The sequence below is a fragment of the Stenotrophomonas sp. SMYL20 genome (assembly GCF_036320045.1).
GTDB classification, from domain to species: domain Bacteria; phylum Pseudomonadota; class Gammaproteobacteria; order Xanthomonadales; family Xanthomonadaceae; genus Stenotrophomonas; species Stenotrophomonas maltophilia_A.
Genome location: NZ_JAWIRT010000013.1, coordinates 67,113 through 80,183, shown reverse-complemented (window position 1 = coordinate 80,183; position 13,071 = coordinate 67,113). Strand labels below are relative to the sequence as shown.

12 protein-coding genes and 3 tRNA genes are annotated in these 13,071 nt (G+C 64.4%); 12 read left to right on the top strand and 3 right to left on the bottom strand.

Annotated features, from left to right (window positions below):
• Positions 1-227: 227 nt before the first annotated feature.
• The 8 genes from ppnN (at position 228) to V3B48_RS11790 (ending at position 8,877) form a co-directional block, all read left to right on the top strand.
• A complete protein-coding gene (gene ppnN / locus V3B48_RS11825; RefSeq protein ID WP_005408855.1) occupies positions 228-1,616 on the top strand; it encodes a nucleotide 5'-monophosphate nucleosidase PpnN in 1,389 nt (462 codons plus the stop codon).
• Positions 1,617-1,777: 161 nt separating this feature from the next.
• Positions 1,778-2,293, top strand: coding sequence for a Tfp pilus assembly protein FimT/FimU (locus tag V3B48_RS11820; protein WP_005408856.1), 516 nt, complete (start codon positions 1,778-1,780; stop codon positions 2,291-2,293).
• A complete protein-coding gene (gene pilV, locus V3B48_RS11815; protein WP_005408857.1) occupies positions 2,290-2,790 on the top strand; it encodes a type IV pilus modification protein PilV in 501 nt (166 codons plus the stop codon). Before V3B48_RS11820 ends, pilV begins: the two co-directional genes overlap by 4 nt.
• Positions 2,787-3,956, top strand: coding sequence for a PilW family protein (locus V3B48_RS11810; protein WP_005408858.1), 1,170 nt, complete (start codon positions 2,787-2,789; stop codon positions 3,954-3,956). Before pilV ends, V3B48_RS11810 begins: the two co-directional genes overlap by 4 nt.
• A gap of 3 nt (positions 3,957-3,959) precedes the next feature.
• Entirely contained in the window at positions 3,960-4,481 is a 522-nt protein-coding gene (locus tag V3B48_RS11805) for a PilX N-terminal domain-containing pilus assembly protein (RefSeq protein ID WP_005408859.1), read from the top strand.
• 11 nt (positions 4,482-4,492) lie between these two features.
• Positions 4,493-8,314: a PilC/PilY family type IV pilus protein gene (locus V3B48_RS11800; RefSeq protein ID WP_329893787.1), complete on the top strand. Its 3,822-nt coding sequence runs from the start codon at positions 4,493-4,495 to the stop codon at positions 8,312-8,314.
• 13 nt (positions 8,315-8,327) lie between these two features.
• Positions 8,328-8,753, top strand: a complete 426-nt coding sequence (locus tag V3B48_RS11795; protein WP_043034368.1) for a type IV pilin protein — start codon at positions 8,328-8,330, stop codon at positions 8,751-8,753.
• Between the two features lie 47 nt (positions 8,754-8,800).
• Positions 8,801-8,877: transfer RNA gene (locus V3B48_RS11790), tRNA-Asn, on the top strand.
• A 48-nt stretch (positions 8,878-8,925) separates the two neighbouring features.
• Here the strand turns inward: V3B48_RS11790 and V3B48_RS11785 are convergent.
• On the bottom strand, positions 8,926-9,462 hold the full coding sequence (locus tag V3B48_RS11785) for a GspH/FimT family pseudopilin (protein ID WP_099470581.1): 537 nt from the start codon (positions 9,460-9,462) through the stop codon (positions 8,926-8,928).
• A gap of 129 nt (positions 9,463-9,591) precedes the next feature.
• On the opposite strand from V3B48_RS11785, the gene uvrB reads away from it, so the two are divergent.
• The 3 genes from uvrB (at position 9,592) to V3B48_RS11770 (ending at position 11,971) form a co-directional block, all read left to right on the top strand.
• Complete coding sequence (gene uvrB / locus V3B48_RS11780; RefSeq protein WP_032128896.1) at positions 9,592-11,616, top strand: excinuclease ABC subunit UvrB; 2,025 nt, start codon at positions 9,592-9,594, stop codon at positions 11,614-11,616.
• A 107-nt stretch (positions 11,617-11,723) separates the two neighbouring features.
• Positions 11,724-11,798 (top strand) — tRNA-Val (locus V3B48_RS11775).
• Positions 11,799-11,896: 98 nt separating this feature from the next.
• Positions 11,897-11,971: transfer RNA gene (locus V3B48_RS11770), tRNA-Val, on the top strand.
• A 98-nt stretch (positions 11,972-12,069) separates the two neighbouring features.
• Here the strand turns inward: V3B48_RS11770 and V3B48_RS11765 are convergent.
• Entirely contained in the window at positions 12,070-12,402 is a 333-nt protein-coding gene (locus V3B48_RS11765; RefSeq protein WP_182267549.1) for a hypothetical protein, read from the bottom strand.
• Positions 12,403-12,584: 182 nt separating this feature from the next.
• On the opposite strand from V3B48_RS11765, the gene V3B48_RS11760 reads away from it, so the two are divergent.
• The gene (locus tag V3B48_RS11760; protein WP_165929929.1) at positions 12,585-12,725 is read left to right on the top strand and encodes a hypothetical protein; all 141 of its coding nucleotides are present in this window, start codon (positions 12,585-12,587) and stop codon (positions 12,723-12,725) included.
• Between the two features lie 44 nt (positions 12,726-12,769).
• Here the strand turns inward: V3B48_RS11760 and V3B48_RS11755 are convergent, their stop codons facing one another.
• On the bottom strand, positions 12,770-13,054 hold the full coding sequence (locus tag V3B48_RS11755) for a hypothetical protein (protein ID WP_032128898.1): 285 nt from the start codon (positions 13,052-13,054) through the stop codon (positions 12,770-12,772).
• Between the last annotated feature and the right edge of the window lie 17 nt (positions 13,055-13,071).

The following is a 13,071-nucleotide window of genomic DNA, read 5'->3' as shown; positions in this document are numbered from 1 at the left end:
GAAAACGGCCGGGGAAACCCGGCCGTTTTCCGTTCAGGCGAAAGTCCTTGCAGGCCACTCCGCATCGGCGTAGCATCCAGAAATGTGCGCGGTGCCAACGCCGCCGATGCGGTCCCGGAAAGGCGAACGCGGGGAGCACACATCCAACGGTCGGGCTTCCCGGCCGTTTTGCTTTTTAAGGGGGCGGCAGTACAGTCGGAAACCTTGAAGGAAGCAAAAAATTGGACATGACCACGAACGAAAAATCAGCCCGCGCACTGCCGGTGCAGGACGCACGGATCTACCCGCGCGGTGGGCTGGATGTGCTGTCGCGGGCCGAAGTGGCCCGCCTGCGCGATGCCTCTGCCGGCGGCATGCACGAGCTACTGCGCCGCTGCGCGCTGGCCGTGCTGACCAGTGGCAGTGCCTCTGACGATCCGCGCGCGGCGCGCGATCTGTATCCCGATTTCGACATCCAGGTGGCGCAGCAGGATCGCGGCGTGCGCATCGACCTGGTCAACGCACCGGCCATGGCCTTCGTCGATGGCGAGATCATCCGCGGTGTTGCCGAACTGCTGTTCGCCGTGGTGCGTGACCTGGCCTACATGGCCATCGAGATGGGCCCTGCCTACGCGGCCGAGCTGGAGTCGTCCGAGGGCATCACCAACGCGGTGTTCGGCCTGCTGCGCAATGCGCGCATCCTCAACCCGGGTGACCCGAACCTGGTGGTGTGCTGGGGCGGCCACTCGATCTCGCGCGACGAGTATCTGTACACCAAGCAGGTGGGCTATGAACTGGGCCTGCGCGGCCTGGACATCTGCACCGGCTGCGGCCCGGGCGCGATGAAGGGTCCGATGAAGGGTGCCACGATCGCCCATGCCAAGCAGCGCCGTACCGTGACGCGCTACATCGGCCTGACCGAGCCGGGCATCATCGCCGCCGAGTCGCCGAACCCGATCGTCAACCACCTGGTGATCATGCCGGACATCGAGAAGCGCCTGGAGGCCTTCGTCCGCATCGGCCACGGCATCATTGTGTTCGCCGGTGGCGTCGGTACCGCCGAGGAGATCCTGTACCTGCTCGGCATCCTGCTGCGCGAGGAAAACAAGGACCTGCCGTTCCCGCTGATCCTGACCGGACCGACCGTGGCGGCGCCGTACTTCGAGCAGATCGACCGCTTCATCCGCCTGACCCTGGGTGACGCGGCCGCCGAGCGCTACGAGATCATCATCGGCGACCCGGTGGCGGTGGCGAAGAAGATGGCCAATGGCATCAAGCGCGTGCGCGAGCACCGCCTGGCGCAGAAGGACTCGTTCTTCTTCAACTGGTCGATCGAGATTCCGTGGGAGTACCAGCAGCCGTTCGTGCCCACCCACGAGGCGATGGCCGCATTGGACCTGCACCACGGGCGTGCGCCGCATGCGCTGGCGGCCGACCTGCGCCGCGCGTTCTCGGGCATCGTCGCCGGCAACGTGAAGGAAGACGGCATGCGTCGCATCGAACAGTTCGGACCGTTCCAGATCCATGGCGACCCGGACATGATGCAGGCGCTGGACGCGTTGCTGCGCGCTTTCGTCGAGCAGCGCCGGATGAAGATCTCCGGCGAATACCAGCCCTGCTACCAGGTGCTGGCCTGAGCCCGGGCCGGTGCGATGGGGATCGCGCCGGCCGGGGTGGGAAGGTGCGGGTCGTCAAGGCTTTGACGCCCGTCGCCCTGGATTGACCGTTCATCCTGCCGCCGCTTGCCGGTGGCGGGACGATGGCCCATCGTGGCCATCAACACGCTGGGGAGCGTCCAATGTCTTTGCGCCGGCAAAACGGCTTCACGCTGGTCGAGTTGATGATCACGCTGGTCATCCTGGTCATTCTGGCCAGCATCTCCTATCCCAGCTTCCGCACCGCGATGCGCTCGAACCGGCTGACCACCACCAACAACGAGGTGATCGGTCTGTTGTCGCTCGCTCGCAGCGAGGCCATCCGCAACCGCCATGGTGGCGGGGTGTGCGGCAGCAGCAACGGCACGTCCTGCGATGGTGAGTGGAGCAAGGGCATGCTGGCCTGGGGCGACGCCGATGGCGATGGCTCCGTCAGCGGCAGCGAAAGCGTGCTGCGCTTCTCCAAGGGCAGCAGCAGCCTGGCGGTCGAGGCTCCCAGCCCAACCGTCATCACCTTCGATTCCCAGGGACGCCGCCGCGCGTCCGCCGACCAGGTCGTGAGCCTGGTGCCGCAAGGCTGCAAGACGGGTGACCCCATGCGGACCCTGACCGTCCTGTTCTCCGGCCAGGTCCGCTCCACCGCAGGAACCTGCAAATGAAACGTCGTCGTTCCGGCATGGGCGGGCCTGCCCGCAGTCGTGGCTTCAGCCTGATCGAGGTGCTGATCGCGCTGCTGGTGCTGGCGTTCGGCCTGCTTGGCTTTGCGCTGCTGCAGACCATGAACGTGCGGTTCGTGCAGAGCGCCAGCCAGCGCACCCAGGCCACCAGCCTGGCCTACGATCTGATCGAGCTGATGCGCGTACAGCGCAGCGAAACCCTCAACGGTGGCGAATACACCAAGGCCTCCTTCACTGCCGGCTCGGTCACCGCGCCGGCTGGCCCCTGCACCTGGCCCAACAGTGCCGACGTGACAGCCTCCAAGGCGAACGTGGCGCGCTGGCAATGCCAGGTCGTCAAGGTGCTGGGAGGCAAGGCCAGCGCCAACGTGACCGTCAATGATGGTCTGGTCACGGTGGGCATCGGCTGGGGAGACGAGCGATGGAACGCAGCCAATCCCGACAGCATCACCACGTTCACCCTGGTTACCCGTCTATGAAGCGCGCGCCTTCCGCTGCCAGCCATGCGGCTGGCCTCTCGCTGGTTGAACTGCTGATCTCGCTGGTCATCGGCCTGGTGCTGATGCTGGGCGTGACCCAGATCTTCATGGCTTCGCGGGCGGCCTCGCAGCTGTCCGAAGGTGTCGCGCGCACCCAGGAGAACGCCCGATTCGCGTTGGAGTTCCTCGAGCGCGACATCCGGATGGCCGGGCACATGGGCTGCGTGAATGACCAGGCGCACCTGGTGCGCGCCCAGGACAGTGTCAAGGTCAACATTGCCGGCGTGAAGTCGGGTGATGGCAGCCCGATGGACTTCTCGGTGCCGATCCAGGGTTACGAGGCACAGGGCACCGCGCCTGGCAACAAGCTGACCCTCGGCGCAAGCTGGGGGGCTGCCGGCAGCACGCCGTCGGCGATCACCAATCTGAAGCCCAAACCGCTTGGCGGCAGCGACATCATCGTGATGCGCTACCTTGCGCCGGAAGGCTCGCCGGTGCTGTCCATCGGCTCCGGTACTTCGCCGGACATCACGATCGCCAGTGACGCGGCGGCCCGCCTGTCGGCCGGTGCCGTCACCACGCCCTCGGCGTTTGCCGTGGCCGATTGCAGCAAAGTGGACGTGTTTGCCGGAAAAATCGCCGGCAGCACGATCACGGCCAGCAAAGCCGATCTCTCGGCGTATTCGGCCAACAACGCGGTGACCATGGTCTATCGGGTGGAATCGATGGCGTACTACGTGGCAACGAATACCGCCGGCGAACCCGCGCTGTACCGCGCGCGTGGCGCTGGCGACAACACGTTCGCCACCGGTGAGGAGCTGGTGGAGGGCATTGAGAGCCTGCAGTTCCTCTACGGCCAGGATACCGAGACGGCGATCAGCAGCACCGCGCCGCCGACCGGGGTAATCGCCTTCCAGAAGACTGCCAGCGGGGTCAGTACCGGTACCGATGCCGCCGCTGTCGCTGCGTGGCGACGGGTTGGCCTGGTGCAGTTTGGACTGCTGGTGCGCAGCCCGCAGCGCGCCGCGGCCGAGCAGGCCAATACGGCCGTGGCCCAGCTGGGCGTGCTCGGCGTTGGCTTCAATCCGCCCACGACCTACGACGATCGCTACCGCGCCTCCTACGAGGTGTCCGTGGCACTGCGCAACCGACTGTTCGGGAACTGACCCATGAAGCCCTCCGTCTCCCGTCGATTCCAGGGGCGTACGCAGCAGCGCGGTGCGGTGCTGTACGTGGCTCTGATGCTGTTGATCCTGCTGTCGCTGATCGGCGTGGTCGGCATGCAGGTGGCGAGCATGCAGGAGCGCATGTCCTCCAACTACCGGGCCGCCAACGTGGCGTTCCAGGCCAGCGAGCGGGCGGTCCGTGACGCCGAGCGGTCGATCGAGGAGATCGACAACAATACCGGCGACGGCGGCTCGTTGAAGGCTGACGCCATCAAGCGCATCTGCGATGACGGCTTCGATCCCACCCGCTGGGTGGGAGAGCAGAAACTGTCGGCGGCGCCGGTGGTCAGCGTGCGCCGCATCGACGCCTGCATCCAGGGCGAATCGACGCTGGGCATGGGCACGCCGGAAAGCGAAGAGCCCACCCGCGTCTACCAGATCACCGCGTTCGGCTCCGATCGCGATGCCGCCACCAGCAACGAGGGTACTTCCTCGGCGGCTGTCGACACTGTTTTCAAGCTTTGAGGAACCCGGTCATGGCGACCCGAAAGATCAAGATCCTGGCCGGCTCCGGGCTGTTGCTGGCGGTGGCTGGCGGCACCTGGCTTGCGATGAACCTGTTCGCCGCGCAGGCGCAGGGCACATTGTCGCAGCACCCGATGAACCTGAAGGTCTCCGCGCCGCCGTCATTCATCATGGCGGTGGATGATTCGGGTTCGATGACCTTCCAGACCCAGTTCCCAGGGCAGGATGGAACGGCGTGCTGGAACTATGCCCGGCAGAGCTTCTTCAGATCCAAGGGTGTACTGAACACCGTTGACGACATCATCAGTGGCTACGATCGCTATGGAAATCCCATCTATGGCGCGGGTGAGTGCGACTACTTCTATGTACTGCCAGGTGCCCGAATCAACGACAACAGCGGCATTCCCGCGCTGGACGTATTCGGGTTCGCGCGATCGGCCGCCTACAATCCGGCGTACTACGATCCGAACATCAAGTACGAGCCTTGGCTGAACATCGTCAAGGAAGAGGTCGTGTCCTATCCTCAGGCCAATACGACAGCCACCCTCATTGATCCGCGTGACACGGGTAATTCGCTGTCGCTTGCTGCGAGCTACCTGGGTAAATCCAGTTGGGATGTCCAACGGATGCAGAAGGGCATGGTTGCGCCGCAGGGGCAGGCCTATGCGAATGTGACCCGATACGAGGATCGCTCGGGGAACGTAACGTATACATTCGGTAGCGAAAACAGCAATGGCAATAGCGCTGGCCGAAGCTGGACTTCGGCGGATTACGCATCTCTCAGGTACGTTCCGGCAACATTCTTCATGCCCTACAGCAGTGATGCGGACCCCCGTCCCCAGCTGCCGGGGACGACCAATGCATATGCGGGCGTGAAGCGCACCAGAATTGCGGGTGCCTGTGGCCCAGGCTGTGACATGTGGAAGTATGTCATCGCATCCGGTGATGCCGCCGCGCTCCAGAATTTCGCCAACTGGTACTCCTACTACGGTAACCGAAACCGCGCGATGATCGCTGGCATGACGCATGCGTTGAACGTCAACGACATGTATGTCGGCTACTTCAAGATCAACGACTTCCTGAAGTACAACAGCTCGTCGGATGATGCGAAGCGTCTCGCGATCCAGGACATGAGCCTGATCTCGCAAAAGGCGAAACTGTACAGCGACATGATTGCGCTGACCGCCAATGGCGGTACGCCCAACCGAAATGCGGTCAATGCGGCCGGCCTGCAGTTCATGCGAACCGACGATGCGGCCCCCATCAAGCTTTCCTGCCAGAAAAACGCGGTGATGCTGTTCACCGATGGCTATAGCAACAACGGCAACGGGTTCCCATCGAGTTCGATTCCCACCCCAGGGAACATTGACGGTGCCATGGGTGCCCCGTTCAAGGACAGCAACTCGGATACGATGGCTGATATCGCGGCGTACTATTACGTCAATCCGTTGCGCACCGATACCGCGATGCCCAAGGGCAATGTGCCGGTGCCGGAGCAGTGCGCGACCAGTAACGACAAGTCGCTGGACTGCAACAAGAACCTGCATATCAACTTCTACGGGATCACCCTGGGTGCGCGTGGCAACCTGTTCGATCCGGACAAACAGCAGAATCCGTATACCGATTCGGCCATCTACAACAACTGGCCGCCACGTCAGAACAACAACCCCAGCACCGTGGATGACATCTGGCACGCCGCGACCAATACCCGCGGTGAGTACATCAACGCGCGTACTCCGGCAGACATCACCACGGCCATGCGCCGGGTGCTCTCGTCGGTCACCTCCGGGCCAGCGCCTTCGGGCAGCCAGGGCCTGACCGGCGCGCGTATCGGTACCGGGTCGCTGGCGGTCACGCCCCAGTTCGAAGTAGCCAACGAGGAAACCGATTGGTTCAGCCGCCTGAAGGCATCCAAGCTTGCGGTGAACGACAAGACGCAGCAGACCGAGTACACGCAGGTGTGGGAAGCGGCGGAGAAACTGGGGGCGCAGCGTTCGCGCACCATCGTTGCCACCAAGGGCAATGCTGCAGTTGACTTCAGCAGCACCAACATCGCGTTCACCGACCTCTGCAACAAGGATGAGAAGCAGTATCCGGGCATTGCGCGCTGTTCCGCGACCGAGGCTGAAAAGCTGGGCGGCGACATCGCCACGGCCATGGCTTATCTGCGCGGCGACGCATCGCGCGAAGTACGCAACTCGGGGGGCATCTATCGCACCCGTACCACCGTGCTGGGCGACATCGTCAATTCCAGCCCGGTGATCAGTTCGCCCCGCGACGACTATGGCTACCAGCGCATCAGCACCGCGATGGCGACCTCGTATGCCACGTATCTGACCCGCAAGCGCAACAATGGCCGCTACATGGTCTATGTTGGTGCCAATGACGGCATGCTGCATGCCTTCGACGGTGGCATGAACGGCAATGGCGTAAGTGACGGTGCCGGTGGCAGCGAGACCTTCGCCTACATCCCTGGAACCGCGCTGGGCCACATGGCCAACCTGCTGTATCCCTACGTGGCGGCCAACAAGTCCGACCAGCGCTTCCGTCATCGCTACTACGTGGATGGACCGATCGCGGTGGCGGATGCACAGATCGGTGGCAACTGGGCCACGGCGCTGGTCGGTACGGCGGGCGCCGGTGGGCGCTCGGTGTTCGCGCTGGATGTAACCACGCCGTCCAGCTTCGGCACCGGCAATCGCCTGTGGGAAATCAGTGACGTTGCGCCGGGGCTCGACAGCACCGTAAAGGCGAACATCGGTCATGTCCTTGGCAAGCCGGTGATCGTGCCGGTGAAGGAAGGGACCGGAGTGGCGTGGAAAGCGATCTTCGGCAACGGTTACAACAGCCTCAGCCGCAAGGCCGTGCTGTTCGTGGTCGACCTGGGATCGGGCGCGGTGCGGATGATCACTGCTACCGAGGCCGCAGCAACCGCACCCGCCGGTGACAATGGCCTCGGCAACATCGTGGCTGTCGACCGTTGGCGCGCCGACAGCGCCGGTGGGACCGGGCGTGTACGTGGCCGTGACGGCCTGGCGGACACGATCTATGCGGCCGACCAGCGCGGCGCGCTGTGGAAGTTCGACCTGGAAAGCACGGCGACCTCGGTCACCACGCCGGTGTTCACCACGGCGCGCCAGACCAACAACAACAACCAGGTGTATCGCCAGCCGATTACCGGTGGCATGACCGCCGTGACCGGACCCGGTGGTGGCGTGATGCTGGTGCTGGGTACCGGCAGCTTCTCCTTCGACAATGACCCCCAGGATCTCACCGCGCAGTCGCTGTACGGTGTCAACGACACCAGCAAGGACCAGCCGGAGGCCACGATCGTGCCCGCCAATCTGGTGGCCTATACGGTGACCACCACCAACAAGTTGCGCACGGTCACGGCCACGCCCTTCTCCGGGGCGGCGCGCGGATGGAGCATTGCACTGCCCGGCGCAGGTGAACGCTTTGTTGGTAATCCTGCCGTGGCGTCGGGAACGGTGTTCATGCCGACCTACATGCCCACCGCGGGTGGCCGTGGCTGTTCGACCGAGGGAAGCAACTGGCTGTTTGGCCTCAATCCGATCTCGGGTGTTGCATCGCTGGAGCAGGCGCGGGTCGGGTCCATTACCGGCACGCCCTACGGAGCGGGCACGGCTGGCGTGAGTCTCGACACCGGCGGCACCGCACCGGTGAAGGACGTCAATGTCTCGGTGATGCCACGCCTGGCAAAGGGTGCCGATCGAGGCGGACGTGCCTGCTGGATGGCGGTCAACGTGGCGGGTGCTCCGACGATGTACGTGCCTTATCCCTGCGGTCGCCAATCCTGGCGCCAGATCCAGTAACGAAGACATGCCCATGACCCTGAACACTCTTTCCCGTACCCTGCGTCGTCCCGGCAAGCAGCACGGTTTCTCCCTCATCGAACTGATGATCGTGGTGATCGTGCTCGGTATCCTGGCCGCGATTGTCGTTCCGTCGTACCAGCAGTACATCCGCCAGTCGCACCGGGGCGTGGCCAAGGCGGACCTGGTGGAATACGCGCAGCGTGCTGAGCGCTACTACTCGGTGAACAACACCTACTCGGGCTTCGCGCTGCCCAGCAAGGTGTCGCCGCGCGAGGGCGGGACCACACGGTACGCGATCACGTTCGATGGCAAGGCGTCCTCGTTCACGCTGACTGCGACGCCCCAGGGCAACCAGACCAAGGACAGCTGCGGGACGCTGAGCGTGGACCAGGCCAACCGCAAAACGGCCAGCGGCACGGTTTCCGATTGCTGGTAAATCAGGTGTTGATCTTCCTCTGAACGCCCAGTACAATGCGCCTCCCCGCCCGAATAGCTCAGCCGGTTAGAGCACTTGACTGTTAATCAGGGGGTCGTTGGTTCGAGTCCAACTTCGGGCGCCAGATACTGCAAAAGCCGCGAGAAATCGCGGTTTTTGTCGTTTTGGCCCGTCAGCAGGGAAGGGTGCGGTCGACACGCTCGCTGCGGATGCGGCCGCCGTTGTTGATGACCAACCTGCCATGCAGCCGGTCTCCTGCGCAGATGCGCAGTGTCAGATTGGCACCGGGACTGCGCCCGTCAGGCTGGAAGAACAGCAGCGGCCGTCCACCGCTGGCCTGGGCGACGATGGCGATGTCGGTCCGGCCTTGATGGTGGATCAGGATGTCCTGGGCGGATGCTGGTGTCCCCCGGTGCCTGCCGCTGCGATAGATGATCCACCCTGCGCTCCAGTCGCGGGAGCACTGCTCACCGTCGTCGCTGGCGCACAGCCCGATCAGTTCGCGGCGCTTCAGGGCCTCGCTTCTGGCGCTGGAAAGACTGGCATGCAGGGTCAGCTGCAGGGCGTCGGCGCGTTGCCGCAACAGCACCGGGCGCAGGGCCGGCCAGCCCACGGCCAGCAGAACGGAAAGGATGGCGATCACCACCAGCATCTCGACCAGATGCATGCCGCGTGATGCTGAACGACAGTGGGCGGGAGTGCGATGCATGGCATCAAGCCTCGCGCCGCAGCGGGACGGCCGCCATCAGGCACCGCCGCGCTCACCTGCCCGGAAACCCCTCAGCGGGCCGTCACTCCATGCCCCGTATACTCACTACTCCCGGGAACTGGCACCATCATGAGCGACCGTTTTGAACTCGTCTCGCCGTACTCGCCGGCGGGCGACCAGCCTGATGCCATCGCGAAGCTGACCAGCAACTTCGAAGCGGGCATCGCCAAGCAGACGCTGCTGGGCGTCACCGGCTCGGGCAAGACCTACACCATCGCCAACGTCATCCAGAACGTGCAGAAGCCGACGCTGATCATGGCGCCGAACAAGACGCTGGCGGCGCAGCTGTATGGCGAGTTCAAGGCGTTCTTCCCGCACAACGCGGTGGAGTACTTCGTCAGCTACTACGACTACTACCAGCCGGAAGCCTACGTGCCATCGTCGGACACCTTCATCGAGAAGGACAGTTCGATCAACGAGCACATCGAGCAGATGCGGCTGGCGGCGACCAAGACCCTGCTGTCGCGCCCGGACGCGATCGTGGTGGCGACAGTGTCGGCGATCTACGGCCTGGGCGCGCCGGAAGACTACCTGTCGCTGCGCCTGATCCTGTCCAAGGGCGAGCGCATCGACCAGCGCGACCTGATCAACCACCTCACCCAGCTGCAGTACACGCGCAACGAATACGAGCTGCAGCGCGGTACCTTCCGCGTGCGTGGTGAAGTCATCGACGTGTTCCCGGCCGAGTCGGACAGCGAGGCGCTGCGCCTGGAGCTGTTTGATGGCGAGGTCGAGAAGATCACCCTGTTCGACCCGCTCACCGGCGAGACGCTGCGCAACATGCAGCGCTTCACGGTCTACCCGAAGACCCATTACGCCACCACGCGCGAGCGTGTGCTGGCGGCGATCGAGACGATCAAGGTCGAGCTGAAGGAGCGCCTGGAGCAGCTGTACGCGCAGAACAAGCTGGTGGAGGCGCAGCGCCTGGCGCAGCGCACCCAGTTCGATCTGGAAATGATGGCCGAGGTCGGCTACTGCAACGGCATCGAGAACTACTCCCGGCACCTGACCGGCAAGAACGCCGGCGAACCGCCGCCGACATTGTTCGACTACCTGCCGGCCGACGCGCTGCTGGTGATCGACGAATCGCACGTGACCATTCCGCAGATCGGTGCCATGTTCAAGGGCGACCGTTCGCGCAAGGAGACGCTGGTCGAGTTCGGGTTCCGGCTGCCCTCGGCGCTGGACAACCGGCCGCTGCGCTTCGAGGAGTGGGAAGAGCGCTGCCCGCGCAGCATCTATGTGTCGGCCACGCCAGGCCCCTATGAGTACCGCGAAGCCGGTGACGAGATCACTGAACTGGTCGTACGCCCCACCGGCCTGATCGACCCGGTGGTGGAGATCCGCCCGGTCGGCACCCAGGTTGACGACCTGATGAGCGAGGCCAACGCGCGCATCAAGGCCGGTGACCGTGTGCTGGTCACGACGCTGACCAAGCGCATGGCCGAAAATCTCACCGAATACCTGACCGAGCACGGCATCCGCGTGCGCTACCTGCACTCGGACGTGGACACGGTCGAGCGCGTGGAGATCATCCGCGACCTGCGCCTGGGCAAGTTCGATGTGCTGGTGGGCATCAACCTGCTGCGCGAGGGCCTGGACATGCCCGAGGTGTCCCTGGTGGCGATCCTGGATGCCGACAAGGAGGGCTTCCTGCGCTCGACCGGCTCGCTGATCCAGACCATCGGCCGTGCCGCCCGCAACGTGCGTGGTAAGGCGATCCTGTATGCGGACAAGATCACCCGCTCGATGCAGGCAGCGATCGACGAGACCGACCGCCGTCGCGCCAAGCAGGTCGAGTACAACGAGCAGCACGGCATCGTGCCGCGCTCGGTGGCGCGTCCGATCACCGACGTGCTGGAAGGCGCGCGCTCCGATGCGGCCGAGAAGGAAGCAAAGAAGGGCAAGGGCAAGGGCAGGCCCGGCGTTGCCGAGGAGGGGAGTGACTATCGATCGCTCAGCCCGGCCCAGCTGGCATCCCGTCTCAAGGCGCTGGAGCAGCAGATGTACCAGCACGCCAAGGACCTGGAATTCGAGGATGCAGCCCGCGTGCGTGACCAGATCCGGCAGCTGAAGGAAGCGAGTCTGGGCTGAACGCGGCAGTGCAGCATCTTCTTCACAAAAGTGTTGCGCTTCACGGCCGGCATCCGTAATATACGCGGCCTGCACCGACGCAATCGCGGACGTTCAGAAGCAAAAACGGGCGGTTAGCTCAGCGGTAGAGCACTACCTTGACATGGTAGGGGTCACAGGTTCGAACCCTGTACCGCCCACCACGAAGTCCCTGGAAGGGGGCTGTCGTGAACTGCAAAGCCCGGCCCTGGCGCCGGGTTTTTACGTAGCAAGGCCAGCTTTCGGGCGGCAAGAACAAGATGGGCGGTTAGCTCAGCGGTAGAGCACTACCTTGACATGGTAGGGGTCACAGGTTCGAACCCTGTACCGCCCACCACCTGGCTCCCGGCATTGCCGGTGCAGCGGTGGATCACGACGGAAGCCGGCCTTGTGCCGGCTTTTCTCGTTTCAGGCATCGATCACGGTTCCACATGGTCAGCGTTGCACGACCAGGTCTTCGATGCTGATCATCCGCTGCAGCTTCCAGTGACCGTCCACGCGCTCCCAGAGCTGGGCGACGCGAACCGTCGCACCACGCGTGGGCTGGGCAACGCCGGGTTCGTGTTGCAGGGGCTGGTTGGCCAGCCTCAGGACCCGGTCCTGGCGCAGCCGGTAAAGCAGCAGGGAGGGCGAACCGCAATCCTGTCGTACGACGTCCGGCTGCTGGGTTTCGGCACGCAGGATCTGGCTGCGAAGGGCCTCTTCAGTGGGCCCGTTGCCAGCGCCGAACAGGCTGGAGAGCAGCAGCATCAGGGCAAGCATCGGCATGGCACGGTGCTCCAGCGGGAAAGTGCACGCAGGCTGGCATGACATGTGGGGTGCTGCAGCCGGCCTGCGACGAAGGCCGGAATTGAACCGCCAAAGACGGCCGGGGGGCGATGAATCCGGGCCGTGCAGGCGTAGACTCCGGTCTACCGCGCAATCGCGCCGTCACTGCAAGGAGCTGCCGCATGAGTGATCACGTTCCGGTTTCCCGGCCCAATCCCATCATCGAACTGCTGTTCGGCGGCAACATGCTGGAGGGTACCTTCAAGGCGGTGATCTGGGTGGCCCTGCTGGCGGCAGTGCTGGCGTGGACCACGTTCCGCTGAGTCTTCCCGCTGCCTGCGGCAGCGGCGGCGTCGCTGGCCTGCGCTCAGGCGCTGAAGGCCTGGCGCAGGCTGCGCAGCGTGGCCTGGCGATGTTCCTTTGCGGTCGCTTCGCCCATCTCCAGCTCCTGCAGGCGCAATCCCACCAGCGTCATCGACAACGCGTAGCCGCGTGCCGCATCGGCAGCACGCGAAAGGCCCAGTGCGCGGCGCGTCAGCGCGTTCACGTGTTCCAGGTCGGGCAGCAGCCCCAGGTAGACGCGCTCGGCGCTGTCCAGGTCGGGGGCACGCAGGATCGCGTGCGCTTCAGCAGCAGGGGAGACGGAGGCCATGGGGGGTCCTTGTCCGT